Origin of the sequence: Massilia consociata (assembly GCF_042432755.1) — a bacterium.
In the GTDB taxonomy this organism is placed as follows: Bacteria; Pseudomonadota; Gammaproteobacteria; order Burkholderiales; family Burkholderiaceae_D; genus Telluria; species Telluria consociata.
This window is the reverse complement of the sequence record NZ_JBHLWP010000013.1, coordinates 628,065-645,902: the sequence shown is the minus strand read 5'-3', so window position 1 is coordinate 645,902 and position 17,838 is coordinate 628,065. Positions and strand designations below refer to the sequence as shown.

12 protein-coding genes are annotated in these 17,838 nt (G+C 64.2%); 8 read left to right on the top strand and 4 right to left on the bottom strand.

Going from position 1 to position 17,838, the window contains the following annotated elements:
- Position 1: 1 nt before the first annotated feature.
- Positions 2 to 1,357, top strand: coding sequence for a TolC family outer membrane protein (locus ACFFJK_RS16165; RefSeq protein ID WP_379680467.1), 1,356 nt, complete (start codon positions 2 to 4; stop codon positions 1,355 to 1,357).
- Between the two features lie 184 nt (positions 1,358 to 1,541).
- Complete coding sequence (locus ACFFJK_RS16160; protein WP_379680465.1) at positions 1,542 to 2,120, top strand: DUF4214 domain-containing protein; 579 nt, start codon at positions 1,542 to 1,544, stop codon at positions 2,118 to 2,120.
- 73 nt (positions 2,121 to 2,193) lie between these two features.
- On the opposite strand, the gene ACFFJK_RS16155 is transcribed toward ACFFJK_RS16160, so the two are convergent.
- Entirely contained in the window at positions 2,194 to 3,111 is a 918-nt protein-coding gene (locus ACFFJK_RS16155) for a sulfurtransferase (RefSeq protein ID WP_379680464.1), read from the bottom strand.
- Positions 3,112 to 3,243: 132 nt separating this feature from the next.
- Here ACFFJK_RS16155 and ACFFJK_RS16150 point away from each other — a divergent pair, with 132 nt between their 5' ends.
- The 3 genes from ACFFJK_RS16150 to dnaE all read left to right on the top strand — a co-directional run bounded on the left by ACFFJK_RS16150 (position 3,244) and on the right by dnaE (position 9,056).
- Positions 3,244 to 4,365: an acyltransferase family protein gene (locus ACFFJK_RS16150; RefSeq protein ID WP_379680462.1), complete on the top strand. Its 1,122-nt coding sequence runs from the start codon at positions 3,244 to 3,246 to the stop codon at positions 4,363 to 4,365.
- Between the two features lie 224 nt (positions 4,366 to 4,589).
- Positions 4,590 to 5,435 (top strand): PEP-CTERM sorting domain-containing protein, encoded by an 846-nt coding sequence (locus tag ACFFJK_RS16145; RefSeq protein WP_379680461.1) that lies wholly within the window; start codon positions 4,590 to 4,592, stop codon positions 5,433 to 5,435.
- Positions 5,436 to 5,558: 123 nt separating this feature from the next.
- Entirely contained in the window at positions 5,559 to 9,056 is a 3,498-nt protein-coding gene (gene dnaE, locus ACFFJK_RS16140) for a DNA polymerase III subunit alpha (RefSeq protein WP_379680460.1), read from the top strand.
- 242 nt (positions 9,057 to 9,298) lie between these two features.
- Here the strand turns inward: dnaE and ACFFJK_RS16135 are convergent, their stop codons facing one another.
- Positions 9,299 to 10,381, bottom strand: coding sequence for a DUF5694 domain-containing protein (locus tag ACFFJK_RS16135; RefSeq protein WP_379680459.1), 1,083 nt, complete (start codon positions 10,379 to 10,381; stop codon positions 9,299 to 9,301).
- A gap of 176 nt (positions 10,382 to 10,557) precedes the next feature.
- Between ACFFJK_RS16135 and ACFFJK_RS16130 the strand changes: the two genes are divergently transcribed.
- The gene (locus ACFFJK_RS16130) at positions 10,558 to 11,127 is read left to right on the top strand and encodes a DUF7010 family protein (RefSeq protein ID WP_379680457.1); all 570 of its coding nucleotides are present in this window, start codon (positions 10,558 to 10,560) and stop codon (positions 11,125 to 11,127) included.
- A gap of 36 nt (positions 11,128 to 11,163) precedes the next feature.
- Here ACFFJK_RS16130 and ACFFJK_RS16125 read toward each other — a convergent pair whose 3' ends face one another.
- Positions 11,164 to 12,015 carry a glycosyltransferase family 2 protein gene (locus tag ACFFJK_RS16125; protein ID WP_379680456.1) on the bottom strand — a complete coding sequence of 284 codons (852 nt, stop codon included), beginning with the start codon at positions 12,013 to 12,015 and terminating at the stop codon, positions 11,164 to 11,166.
- Positions 12,016 to 12,136: 121 nt separating this feature from the next.
- Here ACFFJK_RS16125 and ACFFJK_RS16120 point away from each other — a divergent pair, with 121 nt between their 5' ends.
- Together ACFFJK_RS16120 and msbA are read left to right on the top strand one after the other, a co-directional pair.
- On the top strand, positions 12,137 to 13,447 hold the full coding sequence (locus ACFFJK_RS16120; RefSeq protein ID WP_379680455.1) for an O-antigen ligase family protein: 1,311 nt from the start codon (positions 12,137 to 12,139) through the stop codon (positions 13,445 to 13,447).
- Positions 13,407 to 15,164 carry a lipid A export permease/ATP-binding protein MsbA gene (msbA, locus tag ACFFJK_RS16115; RefSeq protein ID WP_379680454.1) on the top strand — a complete coding sequence of 586 codons (1,758 nt, stop codon included), beginning with the start codon at positions 13,407 to 13,409 and terminating at the stop codon, positions 15,162 to 15,164. Before ACFFJK_RS16120 ends, msbA begins: the two co-directional genes overlap by 41 nt.
- 192 nt (positions 15,165 to 15,356) lie before the next feature.
- On the opposite strand, the gene ACFFJK_RS16110 is transcribed toward msbA, so the two are convergent.
- Positions 15,357 to 17,612: an SDR family oxidoreductase gene (locus ACFFJK_RS16110; protein ID WP_379680453.1), complete on the bottom strand. Its 2,256-nt coding sequence runs from the start codon at positions 17,610 to 17,612 to the stop codon at positions 15,357 to 15,359.
- Positions 17,613 to 17,838 lie beyond the last annotated feature (226 nt).

The following is a 17,838-nucleotide window of genomic DNA, read 5'->3' as shown; positions in this document are numbered from 1 at the left end:
CATGCGCGCAATGAGCAAGGACCGCAAGATCAAGGCAATGCGGGCAGGCGTGCTGGGCATGTTGCTGGCGCTCGCCACCGGGGGCGCGGGCGCGGTGTCGCTGCAGCAGGCGTATGAGGCGGCCATCAGGAATGACCCCACCTTCCGCATGCGTTTCTATGAAAACGAGTCCGGCAAGGAAAACCGTATCCTCGGCCGCGCCGGCCTGCTGCCGCAGGTATCGGGCAGCTACTCCTATGGCAAGAACATTGCCGACCAGACGGCCCCGAACCTGTTCGGGCAGATGAGCACCCAGCACCCGCGCTATACCAGCCGCTCGTCCGTGGTCCAGTTGCGCCAGCCGTTGTTCAGCATGGACGCCATTGCGCGCTACCGCCAGGGCAAGGTGCAGACTGCACAGGCCGAGGAGAGCTATGAGGCCGGCATCGACGAGGTGTCGGTGCGCGTGGTCAGCGCCTATCTCGACGTGCTGTTCGCGCAGGACCAGCTGGCGCTGGCGCGCGTCCAGCGCGACGCCCACCTGGAAAACCAGAAGCTCAACCAGCGGCTGTTCCAGCGGGGAGAGGGTACCAGGACCGATATGCTCGAAACCCAGGCCCGGCTCGACGTGGCCGAGGCGGCACTGATCGAATCGCAGGACAACCTGGTGGCTGCCCGTAATACGCTGGAAGGCGTGATCGGGATGGATCCGGGCGAGCTGGACCGATTGGCGGATGATTTCCGTCCGCTTGCACTCGATCCAGTTTCCTTCGAGGACTGGCGCAAGCTCGCACTCGAGCGCAACAACATGCTGGCGGCCAGCCGCCTGGCCGTGGAAAACGCGCGCCTGGATATCAGCCGTGCCAGGGCCGGGCATTATCCACGCGTGGACTTCGTCGCGGCTTACAGCAAGAGCGACAGCGAATCGCTGACCAACCTGAACCAGCGCAATACGAACCGCCAACTCGGCGTCCAGGTCAATATTCCGATCTATCAGGGCGGAGCAATCAACGCCAGCACGCGCCAAGCGGCGGCGATCTATGGTCGTAGCCAGGCCGAATTGGATGCGCGTACCAATGAGATCCTGGTCGAGTTGCGAAAAGCCCACAGCCTTGTGACAAGCAGCGGGCGGAAAATCGAGGCATTGGTCAAGGCGGTCGAGTCCGGCAAGCAACTTATGATTGCAACTGAGCAATCAATCAAAGGCGGCGTGCGCATCAATCTCGACCTGCTCAACGCCCAGCAGCAACTGTTCGCCAGCCAGCGCGACCTGGCCCAGGCACGCTATTCCTACCTCGTGGGACTGATGCGCCTGCGTGCCGCCTCCGGTACCTTGCAGGCCGATGCGGTGCGCGAAATTGCAGCCTATTTTCGTTAACTAGGTTGTTAAACCCAAGCAAGCATTCCTATGTGAATGCTTGCTTCTCTTCACTTTCTCTAACTTCTGCTATCTTCTAGGAAATATCTCCTAAAAGCAATTATCTAGCGCACTCTTCAGTAAAATGCGCCGCGATTTTTTTTGTTGCGCTAATATCGATTTACCAATCTTAATGGAGGTCGACATGGCAGACGCAAACACCCTCGCAGTGCAGAAACTGTATATTGCTTATTTCAGCCGCCCGGCTGACGCTGCGGGTCTCGAATACTGGGTCAAGGCAGTCAACAGCAATCCGAACGCGCTTCAGGAAGCCTCGCGCGCATTCTCGACGTCGAAGGAGTACCGCGATACCTATGCGGGCTTCGACAACCGTGCCAAGGTCGCAGAGGTCTATGACAACCTGTTCAGCCGTCCAGGCGATGCCGCCGGTATCGATTACTGGACCAACCTGCTCAACAACAACCAGGTCACCATCGACAACATGGTGACCGAGATCGCCAACGGTGCCCAGGGCAACGACCGCGTGGCGTTCAACGGCAAAGTCTCGGCCGCCGCCGTCTTCACCGCGCGCCTCGACCAGCCGAACGAAAAGGCAGCCTACTCGGGCGCGGCGGCGAACAAGATTGCGATGGAATGGATCGCCACCATCAAGGACCTGCAGACGGGCGCGACCGCGAACGACCCGGGCGTGGTCGATAGCGTGATCGCCAAGATCGTGGGTAGTGCTTCGAGCGGTTTCGAGATCGACGGTCTGTATATCTAAGAACACGCGCGGACCTGGCGTCCGCGCATGCTGAAATATTATTTCAAACGCATTGCCGCGTTGAAAGAAAATTTCAGACTGGGTGTGCCGTGCTTGCTGCGTCGCCGCCGGCCCCTGCGTTCTCCGAGCGCGAGGATGCGGCCGGCGCGCAGTGCGGGCACGATACGCCAACCACGTAATCCGGCGACAATTGCTGGCGCGGCGTGACCACGGCGCGGCAGGCAAAACACTGCGCGGTTTCGGTCGGCTCGAGTTTCGGGTTGAGCGCGGTGCGGTAGTCGAACACGAAGCAGTCGCCGCTGTAATGGTCGCCGCCGACTTCCTCGAAATATTTCAGGATGCCGCCGTCGAGCTGGAACACGCGGTCGTAGCCGATGTTCTTCATGTGGATCGCCGCCTTTTCGCAGCGGATGCCGCCGGTGCAGAAGGTCACGACCGTCTTGCCGGCCAACTCGTCCTTGTGCTGGGCCGCCACTTCCGGAAACTCGGTGAACTTCTCGATGCGGTAGTCGAGCGTGTTGTCGAAGGTGCCGACATCCACCTCGAATGCATTGCGCGTTTCCATCATCACCACCGGCACGCCCTCGTCGTCATGTCCTTGGTCGAGCCAGCGCTTGAGCGTCTTCGGATCCACCGATGGGGCACGGCCGAGCTCGGGCTTGATGAGCGGCATGCGCATCGTGATGATTTCCTTCTTGATCTTCACCAGCATGCGCTTGTGCGATTGCTCGGTGGAGAGGCTTTCTTTCCACTCGAGGTCGGCCAGGCGCGCGTCGCTGCGTACCCAGGCCAGGTACTGGTCGATGTGCTCGCGCGTACCGGACAGGAACATGTTGATGCCTTCCGGCGTCAGCAGGACGGTTCCCTTCAGGCGCAGGTCGTTGCACAGCGCTTGGTGCTGCGGGCGCAGTTCTTCCAGGTTGTCGAGGGTGACGAACTTGTAGGCGGCGATATTGACGAAGCTTGGTACGGAGTTGGCTGCGGAAGACATGGCGGCAAGGCTGGTAAAGACAGGCCGACATTATAAAGGCAGATGGGCCTGTCCGCAGCGATAACGGTCGGCAATTACTATTACAATACGGGACTCCGTACAACAGGCCATGCTGCGCAGGCCGGCCCAGACATGCATTCACTGAACATCCAGTACAACCCGCGCATCGATCAGTTGCGCTGGCTTGCCGCGACCATCGTCTTCCTGTTTCACTTCCACCTCGAGTACCGCGGGGCCGGCGGCGCCGGGCTGAGCGGACCGTGGTGGGCGGTGATCACGGAAGGGCATACCGGCGTCGGCCTGTTCTTCACGCTGTCGGGCTTCCTGTTCATGCAGATCGCGCTGCACCAGCAGCAGGCGCAGCGGGAAATCCAGTACCGCGATTTCCTGCGCAACCGCATCCTGCGCATCGTGCCGCTCTACCTGGTGATCTTCCTGCTCGCCACCTCGATCAACCGCGACAAGTTCGCACCCCAGGATATCCTGTACCTGTTCGCTTCCAACCTCGGCCTGGCGCCCACCTCGGTCAGCCCGGTCACCGGGGCGGCCTGGACGATCTCGCTGGAATTCATGTTCTACCTGGTCTTCCCCTTCCTTGCCCGCTTCACGCTGGAGCGCGGCATCGCCTACCTGGGCGGCTGGCTGGTGCTGATGGCCTTCTTCAAGGTGGCCGCGTACCTGGTGAACGCCAACAGCACGCTGATGTATTTCAGTACCTGGGTCGGCCGCTTCGACCAGTTCCTGATCGGCATGGCGGCAGCGATGCTGTACGTCCGCTGGCGCCCGCAGCTGGCGCGCTACGCGCCACTGCTGCTGCTGGCCAGCATCGCCCTGGTGATGTGGAACACGGCCTGGATGCATCGCGTCGCCCCGTTCATGATGACGCCCAAATCCTCGTTCTGGATCTACTGGTCCTTCGTCGAAAGCGCCGGCTGGGCTGCCGTGATCCTGGCCTGGGTGTCGTTCAAGCCGCGCCTGCCCGGCATGGTCGAGCGGGCGCTGGGCCAGGGCGGGAAAATCAGCTTCTCGTTCTACCTGTTGCACATGGCCCTGCTGCACATCCTGTCCCAGCGCGTCGGTATCGTGAGTCCGACCGGCGTGCCGTGGCTGGACGTTGCCATCATGCTCGTGGTGACGTATGGGTTGACCTGGGCGCTTTCCACGCTGTGCTACCACATCGTCGAAGAGCCGTTCCTGCGCATGCGACGCAACTATGGCGCGAACAGGGCTGCCGCTCACGCGACCAGTCACTGATGGTGTCGGATTTTCTTACAGTGAATAAACGCGTAAAGCCGGGTTGCGCCTGTAAAACATGAGATACGGGGCTTGTGTACGCAACTATCCTGTCGGAAATTTTTACACATGGAATAAAAAGTTGAGCGAATAATAAATTAAATGCTTGAAATGAAAGAGAAAATACTCGCTGGCATCAATATTGCTTGTATTAAAGACATTGACTCTTTCTTTAAGGAATTCAAGTGAAAATTTCACATTCGTCTTTTGTTGCAGTTGCTCTGTTCTGCGGCGTTCAAAGTGCATCGGCAGGTGTCTTGGTCGCAAGTGATACCTTTGCCCCGGGCGCGAACAGCGCCAGCATCACCGCTTCTACCAGCGGGCAAGGCTGGCAATCCGGCTGGCAGACCGATGTCACGAAAAATCCGCAAAATACCGTACGTATCGCCACGCCTGCCGGTTCCACCACGGGCTCGATGCTCGAGTTCGCCGGCAATAGCGACAAAGCTGCCTTCCGCACCTTCGCCAATGCCCAGGAAGACAGTCTCCTGATCGATTTCAGGTTCGAGTACAGCGGTTCGCTGGTCAACAACAGCTTCATGGGCCTCTGGTTCGGCGACTGGGACGGCCCGAACATCGGTTTGAAGGCGAACTGCGGCACGGGCACGGAAAAGATCGGCAAGAACACCGTTGCCTGCACCAATGACCTGTTCGTCCGCATGGGCGGCACCGATGGCGTCTTCCTGCCTGTTAGCGATGTTGTCGCCGGCACCAGCTATCACCTCTTCGGGCACCTCTACAAGGATGGCGGCAGCAGCACCTACAACCGCTTCGATGCCTGGCTGAACCCGACCGCGGACGAGATGCAATCGCTCACCGGCTGGGATGCGCGCGCCACCTCCAGCGCAAAAGACGCCGAGAAGTTGACGAGCATCAGCACCATCGGTTTCCGCACCGTGAATCTCCCCGCCGGCACCACCGTGCGTGTGGACAACCTGAACGTCGCCCAGATTCCGGAACCGGGCAGCCTGTCGCTGATGGGCCTGGCGCTGGCAGGGCTGATCGCCTTCAGCCGCCGCAAGCGCAGCTGAGCCGTTCCCTGAGCGCACAAGCCTGGCTATACGCCAGGCTTTTTTCTTTGTCTAGTGCCTCAGTGCAACGCAAAACCTGGCATGCAACTTCATCCCGGTAGGTCGGCAAGGTAAAATGGCACGATGACTTCCCCGATCTTCACCCACCTCCGCGTCCACTCCGAATACTCGATCGTCGACGGCCTCGTGCGCATCGACGACATCGTGGGGGCCGCCGCCAAGGACAGGCAGCCGGCCCTGGCCGTGACCGACCTGGCCAACATGTTCTGCCTGGTGCGCTTCTACAAGGCGGCGCGCGGGAAGGGGATCAAGCCGATCGTCGGCGTCGACGCCTGGATCACCAACGACGACAACCGCGACAAGCCGTTTCGCCTGCTGATCCTGGCGAAGAACCGCACCGGCTACCTGCAGCTGTGCGATCTGCTGTCCAAGGCCTGGCTGACGAATCAATACAAGGGCCGCGCCGAGATCCGCGTCGAGTGGCTGGAAGCGCTGGCCACGTCGGTCTCGACGCTGGAGCCCGACACGCCGCAGGCCGACGCCCTGATCGTCCTGTCGGGCGCCTGCTTCGGCGACATCGGCCAGGCGATCGACAACGGCGATATCGAACGCGCCGAACGCGCCGCCGAGCGCTGGGCCCGGATCTTCCCGGGCCACTTCTACATCGAGATCCAGCGCGCCGGCCAGCCGAACCAGGAGCAGCAGGTGCGCCATTCGGTGGCGCTGGCGTCGCGCCTCGGGTTGCCGGTGGTGGCCACGCACCCGGTGCAGTTCCTGAACAAGGACGAGTACATCGCCCACGAAGCGCGCGTCTGCATCGCCGAAGGCGAGATGCTGGCCAACGCCAAGCGCGTGCGCCGCTTCAACGAAGAGATGTGCTTCAAGACGCAGGAAGAAATGGCGGCGCTGTTCCACGACCTGCCGGGCGCGCTCGCCAATTCGGTGGAGATCGCCAAGCGCTGCAACGTCACCCTCACGCTGGGCAAGCCCCAGCTGCCGGACTTCCCGACGCCGGATGGATTGAGCATCGACGACTTCCTGGTCCTTGAGACGAAAAAAGGCCTGGAAGAGCGCCTGGTGCAGCTCTACCCCGACCCGGAAGTGCGCGAGAAGGAGCGTCCGCGCTACGAGGCGCGCCTGCAGTTCGAGAACGAAACCATCATCAAGATGAAGTTCCCGGGCTACTTCCTGATCGTGGCGGAGTTCATCCAGTGGGGCAAGAACAACGGCGTGCCGATCGGTCCGGGCCGCGGCTCGGGCGCTGGCTCGCTGGTCGCGTACGCGCTGAAGATCACCGACCTCGACCCGCTGAAGTACAACCTGCTGTTCGAGCGCTTCCTGAACCCGGAACGCGTCTCGATGCCCGACTTCGACATCGACTTCTGCCAGGAGAAGCGCGAACTCGTGATCCAGCACGTAAAAGATTTGTATGGACGTGATGCAGTATCGCAGATCGCCACCTTCGGCACCATGGCCGCGAAAGGCGCGATCCGCGACGTTGGCCGCGTGCTCGACTTCGGCTACAACTTCTGCGACGGCATCTCCAAGCTGATTCCGTTCAAGCCGGGCAAGCAGGTCTCGATCGCCGAGGCGATCGAAGAGGAACCGCTGCTCAAGGAACGGCTCGACAACGAGGAAGAGGTCAAGCAGCTGCTCGACCTGGCCCAGCAGGTAGAGGGCATCACCCGCGGCATCGGCATGCACGCCGGCGGCGTGCTGATCGCGCCGGGCAAGCTCACCGATTTCTGCCCGCTGTACACCCAGGGCGGCGACGCCGGCGTCGTCTCGCAGTACGACAAGGACGACGTCGAAGCCGTCGGCCTGGTGAAGTTCGACTTCCTGGGCCTGACCACGCTCACCATCCTCGACCGCGCCGTGAACTACATCCGCGCGCTCGACCCGCAGGATGCCGACTTCAACCTGGAAACCCTGCCGCTGAACGACCGGCCGTCGTACAAGCTGCTGTCCGACGCCAAGACCGTCGCGATCTTCCAGCTTGAATCGCGCGGCATGCAGGGGATGCTGAAGGACGCGCGTCCCGACCGCTTCGAGGACATCATTGCGCTGGTGGCGCTGTACCGTCCGGGCCCGATGGACCTGATCCCCGACTTCTGCAAACGCAAGCACGGCGAGAAGTTCGACTATCCGGACCCGCGCACGGAGTCGATCCTGTCCGAGACCTACGGCATCATGGTCTACCAGGAGCAGGTGATGCAGATGGCGCAGATCGTCGGCGGCTACTCGCTGGGCGGCGCGGACATGCTGCGCCGCGCGATGGGCAAGAAGAAGGCCGAAGAGATGGCCGAGCACCGCGAGATCTTCCGCGCCGGCGCGGCCAAGGACGGCCTGTCGACGGAAAAGGCCGACGAGATCTTCGACCTGATGGAGAAGTTCGCGGGCTACGGCTTCAACAAGTCGCACGCGGCCGCGTACGCGCTGTTGTCCTACCACACGGCCTACCTCAAGGTGCACCACACCGCCGCGTTCATGGCAGCCAACATGTCGCTGGCCATGGAAGACACGGAAAAGATCAAGATCCTGGTCGAGGATGCGAAGGATGTCTGCAAGCTGACCATCCTGCCGCCGGACGTGAACGAATCGCAGTTCCGCTTCACGCCGGAAGGCCAGCCGCGCTCGGTGACGGGCAAGCAGGTCTCGAACATCCGCTACGGCCTGGGCGGCGTGAAGGGGGCGGGGCAGGGCGCGATCGAGGCGATCATCGCCGCACGGACCAGCGGCGGCAAGTTCAAGGACCTGTTCGACTTCTGCATGCGCGTGGACCGCAAGCAGATCAACCGCCGCACCATCGAATCCCTCATCCGGGCGGGCGCGATGGACGCATTCGGGGTTGACCGCTCCGTGCTGCTGGCTTCGGTCGGCTTTGCGATGGAAGCGGCCGGCCAGGCTGCGGCCGCCGCCAACCAGGTCAGCCTGTTCGGCGGCATTGACTCCGACCTGGTGGCCCCGCCGGAGTACGTCAAGGCGACCCCGTGGACCGATCGCCAGAAGCTGTCCGAAGAGAAGATCGCGCTCGGCTACTACCTGTCGGGCCACATGTTCGATTCGTACGCGGCCGAGGTGCGGCGCTTCGCCAAGACCAAGCTGAAGGACCTGGAGCCGTCGCGCGACCCGCGCATGCTGTGCGGCGTGATCACCGGCGTGCGCACCCAGATGACCCAGCGCGGCAAGATCCTGATCGTCTCGCTCGACGACAAGACCGGCGTGGTCGAGGTGACGGTCTACAGCGAGCTGCTGGAAGCGAACAAGAACATCTTCAAGGAAGACGAATTCCTGCTGGTGGTCGGCAAGGTGTCGGAAGACCGCTTCAACGGCGGCCTGCGCATCACGGCCGAGAAGGTGTACGACATCGCCGCGGCGCGCATCCAGTACGGCTTCAAGCTGGAGATGGATGTGTCCTGCGACATCAGTCCGGCCAAGCTGGCCGAGATCCTGCAGCCCTACCGCCAGCAGGACGGCCTGCCGGTCAGCCTGCGCATCCGGCCGCAGGGCGTCGAGGCTATCTTGCAGCTGGGCGACGACTGGCGCGTGGCGCCGTCGGATACGCTCAAGCAGCAGCTGGAGCTGGCGCTGGGGGCGAAGGATGTGGCGGTGGAGTATTAATTTGCGCTAAAGGCTTGCATGCGCGATTGGATTCCCGCCTTCGCGGGAATGACGGTCTCAGGGTTGTCTGGATAAACAGCGCTAGCGGTTCTCAAATTGGATTCCCGCCTTCGCGGGAATGACGGTCGTGGGGTTATCTGGATAAACAGCGCTAGCGGTGTTCAAACTACATCATTCAGCCCGTCGTTCCCGCGAAGGCGGGAACCCAAGTCTGGCGCGCGCACGAACGCGTGCTTGCACCCTCACCGCAACAAGGGTGCCGCATCCACCACCCGCACATCATGCATCTGGTGCAGGTAGGCCTCCAGGTAGCCCTTGTGCGAGGCCCCCACGATCACCAGCATGCGCATCCCCGGCCGCGCCGCCAGCACGTCGCGGATGTTGCCCGCCATGCGCAGGTTGCGCGTTTCCCAGTAGCCGATGTAGCGGCGACCGAAGCGTTGGGATGAGGACTCCTCGAGTGCCGCACCGAAGTCGCTGTCGAAGGCCAGTTGCGTGGCGCCGGGCGCATTGTCGGCACGGTACAGGGCCAGTACGCCTTCTGCAGTACCGATCTTCGCCTCCCGTGCCTTGATCGCCTCCATGCGACGCTTGAGGGCCGGGTTGTCCCAGGCTTTCGACATCGCTTCGCCGGCGGCTTTCCTGTCCACCGTCGGGCGGTCGGCGGTGTGGTCGTCCATCGGGTACACCCGCTCGTGGCCGAGCCGGGCCGCCAGGCGCGCGGCGATCAGGATGCTTTCGTCGCGTTTGTCCTTCAGCGTCTCCAGCCGTTCGACCAGCGTGGCATCCAGGCCGTCGCTGGCGCGCCGCTCAGCCTGCGGCAGCTGCAGCCATTGCACCAGCGCCGAGGCCTGCTCGCCGCCGGCGAGGAACAGGGCAGCCAGGCGGCGGCGCTGGCCGGCGGATGGATTGGCTGGCCAGGCCGCCAGCAGCGCCTCGGCCTGCGCGGTCGCTGCGGCCACATCCAGCCCGGTTGCCGCCTGCGCAGGCGCGGTGTCCGGGCAATAGATCGGGATCGAGTCCTTGTAGCGTCCCGGGTAGCGGCGCATGAAATCGCATTGCGTACCGGAGAGCTCCTCGATGGCGATGCCGTCCGGACGCCACCCCGCCAGGCGGTCCACGAGGGGACGCAGGTTGGCGGGGTCGAAGCTCTCCGGCAGTTGGGACAAGTGGGAGGTGCCGAGCACCAGCACCTCGTTGGCCGGTCCGGCGGCCGGGCCTTTCAGTTTGCTGGGGTCGAAATCCGGCCGGTAAGCCTGCGCGGCAGCTGCACCCGAGACGACTGCCGCAGCGAGAAATGCGAGAAATGCATATACGTGGCGCACCCTGGCGTCCTTTCCTGTCGGTTGGCACAAAGATCGATGCTCGCACGCGGGTGCGGGAGGGTCAATGCAGCTTGCATGGCATGCCCCGGAGGCGGCACGCGGTTTTGCTTTATCTAGGCCAATTGCCGTGCTACATTTGTATTTACATTACAAACATAATCAGGGGACATCACGCCATGCAAACGCTCGCCCAGCTCCGGGAGGATTTCGACAAACGCGCCAGGCGCTCCCTGTCCTTGCCGGCTGCCGGCCTGCTCGTCTGGTGCGTCGTCGGCGTGCTCGGGATGATCCTGCCGCCCAGGGCCGCGACATTCGCGCTGGTGTTCGCGACGGGCGCGATCTTTCCGCTGGCGATGGGCATTGCACGGCTGCGCGGCGAGCAGCTGATCGAGAACACCAACCCCCTGGCGAAGCTGATGTTCGTGTGTGTCGTGATGGTCAACCTGCTGTGGGCGGTGCATATCCCGCTCCTGATGCATGCGCCGCGGTTCGTCCCGCTCAGCCTGGGCATCGGACTCGGGCTGCACTGGATGGTCTATTCGTGGATCATCGCGCACCCGCTCGGCTACCGCCACGCCGTCCTGCGCACCATCGGCCTGCTGGCCGTTTGGTTTGCCTTCCCGGCGCATGCCGTCACCGCATCGGCCGCCGTCGTCGTCGCGGCCTATGCGATCACCCTGCTCGAGATGCGCGCCCGTCCAGGCATCGTGGCTGCTGCGCCGGGGCTCGACAGCGCGCGGGCCTGACGGCGTCCTGGGGTTGCCTGCCGCAGCCGTCAGCCGTCAGGGCGCGGGCATCACGAAGGGTGCCTCACCCTGGTGCTCGCGCAGCCCGCGCGTCGCCTGCGTGGTCTTGTTGGCGGCGCGTTCCAGCACCACTTTGCGGTTGCTCGATTCTTCATCCCGCCTGGCCTCGCGGTGCCACAGGTGCAGCACTTCGGTGGCGAAGGCCCCGTCCTTGCGCAGCACGCCCGCATGGAACAGGCGCACCACCAGGTCGGAATCCTCGTGCCCCCAGCCGACGAAACTCTCGTCGAAGCCGTTGACCTTCTCCAGGTCGCTGCGCCACACCGCCAGGTTGCAGCTCTTGATGCGGCGCCAGCTGAACTTTTTCCGTTCGCGTCCGGCGTCCGGAAGACGCAGCAGCAGCTGCAGCACCTTGTTGATGTCGCCGCGCAGGCGGTAGCGCAGCTTGTCCAGCAATCCCATGGCCGGCAGGTCGATCCTTTCAAGCAGCGCCTTCTGCGTCAGGGCAGGGCTGAGCAGGATGCGGCTGCCGGATACCAGGAAACCCGGCCGTGCCAGCGCGCGGTGGCGCGAGACGAAGTCGCGCTGCGGCACGCAGTCGCCGTCCAGGAAAATGATATAGTCGCCGGCTGCCGCCAGCGTGCCGCGGTTGCGGGCCATCGCGGCGCGGAAGCCCTCGTCCGGCTGCCACACGTGTTTCAAGGGCACCGGCGAGCGGGCGCGCAGGCGGGCGATGCTGTCCCGCGTGTTGGCAGTCGAGCCGTCATCAGCGATAATGATTTCAAAATTCTTGTCGTCCTGCATGAAACAGGCTTCCACGACCGCCTCCAGGGCGTCCGGGCGGTTGTACGTGGTAATCACGACAGAGATGGTCTGGTTTTGCTGCATGGGTATCCGCTCAGGTAAGACTCGGGTAAGACTCGGGTAAGGCACAGGTATCTGCCCGGTGGTCGCTCGGCGGCCGAAAGAGCGCGCTCAAGGTTGGCAAGAATATCCCACAAGAACATGAATGAACAATAATCAGACGAAAATCGGGGTGCCGATGCAGCGTTGGATCGGCTTCCTGGTTTTCCTGTTCCCTTTCCTCAGCCTCATTACCCCGTCCGGTATCGGTTTCAGCAGCGTCATCTTCGTGCTGGCCGCGCTCTGCGTGCCGCGCAAGGCGTGGGGCGCGCTGGCGCCGCACTGGCGCGAGATCCGCTGGGTGGTCGCGGCCTTCGCCTTCAATTTCCTGTTCGCCGCCGTGTGCGTATGGGCACGCCCCGAGACGCGCCTGGACTACCTCGACAACCCCTCGCGCATGCTGCTTGGCCTGAGCGCGGCCGCACTGGTGGTGCTGGCGCGCCCGCCGCGCGCCGTCTTGTGGTGGGGCGTGGTCGCGGGCGCCGTGTGCGCGCTGCCCTTCGTGGGCTACCAGCGCATCGTGCTCGGCGACCCCCGTCCCGGCGGCTGGCTCAACGCCATCACCTTCGGCGACATCGCGCTGTGCCTGGGCCTGGTGGCGCTGGCCGCGGCCATCGACTACCGCCACAGCACCCGCAAGGCCCTGCTGCCCGCGTTCGGCGCCGTGGCGGGGCTGGCGGCCACGGTCATGAGCGGCACGCGCGGCGGCTGGATCGCGCTGGTGCTGGCCGCGATCCTGTTCCTCACCTACGCGCGCCTGCTGCGCAGCCGGCGCGTGCGCCTGCTGCTGGTCGGCAGCTTCGCGCTGTTCGCCTCGACCTTCTTCATTCCCGCGTTCGGCGTGCAGCAACGGGTGGGCGAGGGCGTGCGCGACGTGCAGACCTGGCTCGACGGCGGCAGCGCATTCACCAACGTGGGCGTACGCCTCGAGCTATGGACGGGCGCCGCCCAGCTGATCGCGGAGCGCCCGCTGTTCGGGCTCGATCCGGAAACGGTGCGCGCCGGCCTGCGCCGGTTGGCCGCGGAAGGCAGGATCCAGGACGTCGTGCTGCCCTTCGAGCACCTGCACAACGACGCGCTGCAGGCATTGGCCACCGGCGGCGTCTTCGGCCTGCTGGCATGGATCGGCATCCTGGCGGCGCCGTTCGCCTTTTTCGCCCGCTCGCTCGGCCGCGGTGCGCACGCCGGCGCGCATGCCGGGGCGCCGATGCGGCAGCTCATGCCGCAGTTTGCGCCGGCGCTGGCCGGCATGCTCGTGGTGCTCAGTTACTTCAGCTTCGGCCTGACCGAAGTGATCTTCTGGTCCTTGAAAGGCAGCATGTTCTATGCGCTCATGGTGTTCTTGCTCATGGGCTTCTGCCTGACGGCGCAAGCCGATGCGGACAATCAATCTATGGAAAACAAGCGTGGAAAATAAGGTCATCGTCAAACGCCTGCTGGCGATCGTCAAGCCCTACCAGGGCCGTGCCTGGCTGGCACTGCTGTCGATGGCGCTCACCGCCGCCACCCAGCCGCTGCTGGGCAAGGCGCTGCAGCTCTTGATCGACCTCGGTTTCGAGGAAAAGGTGCCGTTCAGCCTGTGGTGGATTCCCGGCGTGCTGGTGTCGATCTTCATCCTGCGCGGCATCGGCACCTTCTCGACCGCCTACTTCAACAACTGGGTCACCAGCCGCGTGCTGAACGACCTGCGCGCGATGGTGTTCGACCGCGTCCTCAGGCTTCCGGTGGGGCGCTTCCACGAGGAGTCGACCGGCAAGATCATCAACACCGTCGTGGCCGAGGTGCGCCAGGTGGTGGACATGCTGCAGTCGGTGTTCGTGGCCTGCGTGCGCGATACCCTGGTGGTGATCGGCCTGCTCGGCACCCTGCTGTACCTGAACTGGCAGCTGACCCTGGTGGCGATCGTCGTGATCCCGCTGACCGCCGTGATCGTGCGCACCACCACCGGCCGCCTGCGCCGCCTGAACCGCGAGAACCAGCGCGTCACCGCCGAGCTGACCCAGGTGGTGGAAGAAGCCACGCGCGGCCACCAGGTGATCCGGGTGTTCTCGGGCGAGCGCTACGAGCGCGCGCGCTTTCATGCGCGCAGCGAAGCCCTGCGCGGTTTTTCGCAGCGCATGACGGTGGCGTTCGCCGCCACCACGCCGGTGACGCAAATTGCGACCTCGATGGCGCTGTCGCTGGTGGTGGTGCTGGCGATCCAGGCCAACATGACCCAGGGCGAGTTCGTCCAGTTCGTGACCATGATGCTGATGCTGCTCACGCCGCTCAAGTCGCTGGCCGAGGTGAACGGCCCGATGCAGCGCGGGATGACGGCGGCCGAGACGGTGTTCGGCATGATCGATTCGCCGGCCGAGCTGGACACCGGCACGCGCGAGCTGGGGCGCGCCCGGGGCCACCTGCGGCTGGAAAATGTCCGGTTCCGCTATCCGAACGCGGCCAACCTGGCGCTCGACGACGTGAGCCTGGACGTGCAGCCGGGCCAGACGGTGGCGCTGGTGGGCGTGTCCGGCGGCGGCAAGTCGACCTTCGTGAACCTGGTCACCCGGTTCTACGATCCGCAGGAGGGGCGCCTGCTGCTCGACGGGGTGCCCTACCCGGACGTCAAGCTGGCCAGTTTGCGCGCGCAACTGGCGATGGTGAGCCAGAACGTGGTGCTGTTCGACGACACGCTGGCCGCCAACATCGCCTATGGCGTGGAGAAGATCGACTACGAACGCCTGGCCGCGGCCGTGAAGGCGGCGCACCTGACGGACGTGGTGGCCAGGCTGGAAGACGGCGTGGAGACGCGCATCGGCGAGAACGGCATGCGCCTGTCCGGCGGCCAGCGCCAGCGCGTGGCGATCGCGCGCGCGATCTACAAGGACGCGCCGATCCTGATCCTGGACGAGGCCACCTCGGCGCTCGACAACGAATCCGAGCGCGCGGTGCAGGCGGCGCTGGACACACTCATGGCGGGCCGCACCACCATCGTGATCGCGCACCGCCTGTCGACCATCGAGCGGGCGGACCGGATCGTGGTGATGGAGCACGGGCGGATCGTCGAGCAGGGCACGCATGCGGAGCTGCTCGATGCGAACGGGATGTATGCGAATTTGTACCGCCTGCAGTTCGTGGCGGCGGATCAGTCGTAAGCTGCGGCTGCGCTGAAAAATTGGGTTCCCGCCTACGCGGGAACGACGTTCATAGGGTGCAGGCCGCAAAATCGACCGTAGCCAGCACCTTCAAGACCGTCATTGCCGCCACCGGCGGCAATGACTTCCCGCGAAGGTGGGAACAATGCCATTGGCATTGTTCGCCCCAAGTTGCTTTTAAGCTTTTAAACCTCAGCTCGCGTAATGGGCCGCTTCCCCCGGCTGCAGCTCGGTTTCCACGCCGTGCGCACGCTCCTGCACCGCTTCCACATACCGGCGCAGTGCATCGTCCAGTGACGGCAGCATCAGCGCGCGTTCGCTCGACAGCGCGCTGTACTCCGGCCGGCGTGCCACATGCCCGCAGCTCTCGCTCGAGACGATTTCCAGCTTCGACGCATCCACCCCGGCCGCGGCGCAGGCACGCTGGGCCAGCTCGCCCCAGGTCACGGCTTCGGCGTTGGTCAGGTGCCAGATGCCTTTTTCGCGGTCGATCAGCAGGTCGAGCGACACGTTCACCAGGTCCGGCACGTAGGTCGGCGAAACGGTCATGTCGCCCGCGGCCTGGAACGGCAGGCCGGCTTCCAGCGCATTGAGCGCCAGCGTGACGAAGTTGTGGCTGTCCCACGGTCCGAAGAACGCGCTGGTGCGGATCACCAGTGCCTGCGGGTCGGCGTCGAGCACGCGCTGTTCGGCTTCCACCTTGCTGCGTCCGTACACGCCCAGCGGGTTGACGGCATCGGACTCGACGTATGGCGTGCCCTTGGTGCCGTCGAACACCAGGTCGGTCGAGAAGGTCATGAAGCGCAGCTGGTGGCGGATGCAGGCCAGTGCCAGGATCGTCGGCCCCAGCGTGTTCTCGCGCATGCAGCGTTCAAGATCGCCTTCGGCTTCGTCGACGCGCACGTAGCCGCCCGCGTTGATGATCGCCCACGGCTTGTAGCGCTGGATGGCCGCTTCCACCGACTGCGGGTCGGTGATGTCCATCTCCTGGCGGCTCAGGACGTGGTACGCCAGGTTGCGCTTCTCGCAGATGCGGGCGTAGGCCGAACCGAGGGTGCCGGTGGCGCCGGTGATCAGGATCGGCTGCACCACGCTCGACTTGAACTGGCTGCGGATGGCGATGTCCGCCACCGCGGTACGGGTCGCGACCGGCTTGCACAGGAAGCGTCCCGGCCGGCGCCACCAGCCTTCGCCCTGCAGCACGGGGTTGGTCAGCGGGCGGTTGCTCGACAGTTCGCGCATCAGCGTGGCCACCGCCGTCGGGCGCGGCTCGCCGCCGCGCACGTCGAACGGACCGGGTTCGTAGTAGCCGCGGCATTCGGTGACAAGGCAGTTCCAGTCGTACGAACCGAGCAGGGCCCAGACCGTCACGGCGCGCACGTCGGCGCCTTGCTGGCGGGCGCTGCGGGCGGCATTCCAGATCTCCACCAGCCAGCGCATCTGGTCTTCGCGGTTGGCGTCGATGTGCGCTTCGGTGATGGCGATCGGCAGGCCGTAGCGCTCCCAGGTTTCCATCAGCAGCGGCGCGATGCCCGGCGTCGGCGTGGCCAGCACGCGCGGCGTCTCGATGTCGGCGTGGTGGATGCCGCGGTAGGTATGGCAGCGGTTCTCCGGATAGCGTTCCGGACGGTGGTCGAGCCAGCGCTCGCTGGTCGCGTAGTAGTTGACGCCGATGACGTCCGGCGGGCAGGGGTTGTCGCGGAACCAGAGCAGCTCTTCTTCCGTCGCGTTCGATTCGAGCAGGTAGGACCACAGGGCGTGGTTCTGGTCCACCTTCCCGCACATCAGGTCCCAGCCCAGCCAGCGGCGTTCGTTGAAGAACGTGACCAGTTCCTGCATCTCCGGCGTGCCGTAGGTCTTGGAGAGGTCGTCGGTGGCGACCAGCTTGGCATCGGGATTGACCTCGCGGATCGCGCGCATCGACAGCACCGTGGCGCGGCATTCGTTGATGAGGGCGCGCACGAAGGTGGATTCGTCGGTGCCGTGCGGGTACCAGACGCCTGCCAGGCCGGAGAAGCGCGCCGTGGTCAACGGTTCGTTGACCGGGGTGTAGTACTCGGCCCATGGGTAGCGACGTGCCACCGCGCCGGCGTACTCGGCGAGCTTTTCGGGGAAGGCGGGATCGACCAGGCTGGTGTCGCGCGGGCCGCTGCCATGGTGCAGCAGGCCGACGATCGGCGTCACGCCCAGTTCCTGCAGCGCCGGCAGGCGTTCGTCGGACCAGGACCAGTCGGCGGTGTCGATGCCGTCGGGTGCGGTGCGTTCCCACAGCACCGGATAGCGGACCGCCTTGATGCCCAGCGAGGCGAAGCGGTCGATGTCCTGCAGGCGTTCGGCATGGCCGTTGCGGTCCATCTGGCTGAAGTAGTTGTCGCGGACACGGTTGACCGTGCACTCAAGCCCGCCCCAGAGTTCGAGTTCGGTGGCGTTCGTCGGCTTGGTTTTCATCTGTGTGTTCATCTTTTGACCCGCGTTTTGTGAAGACAGGCTCCAGCCTAATTGGCGCCTGCGACGGGTTGTGTGAAGTAGCCCACATAAAAAGGCTTTTTCGGACAAGTCCTACTTTTTGTAGGCATCTTCTGCTCATCATGGGCTAATTGCTGTTATCGAGGAAATTTTTGTGTGCGTGGACCGCCTGCCGAGGTGTGCGCCGTCCGGCGAACGATCCGGCGAC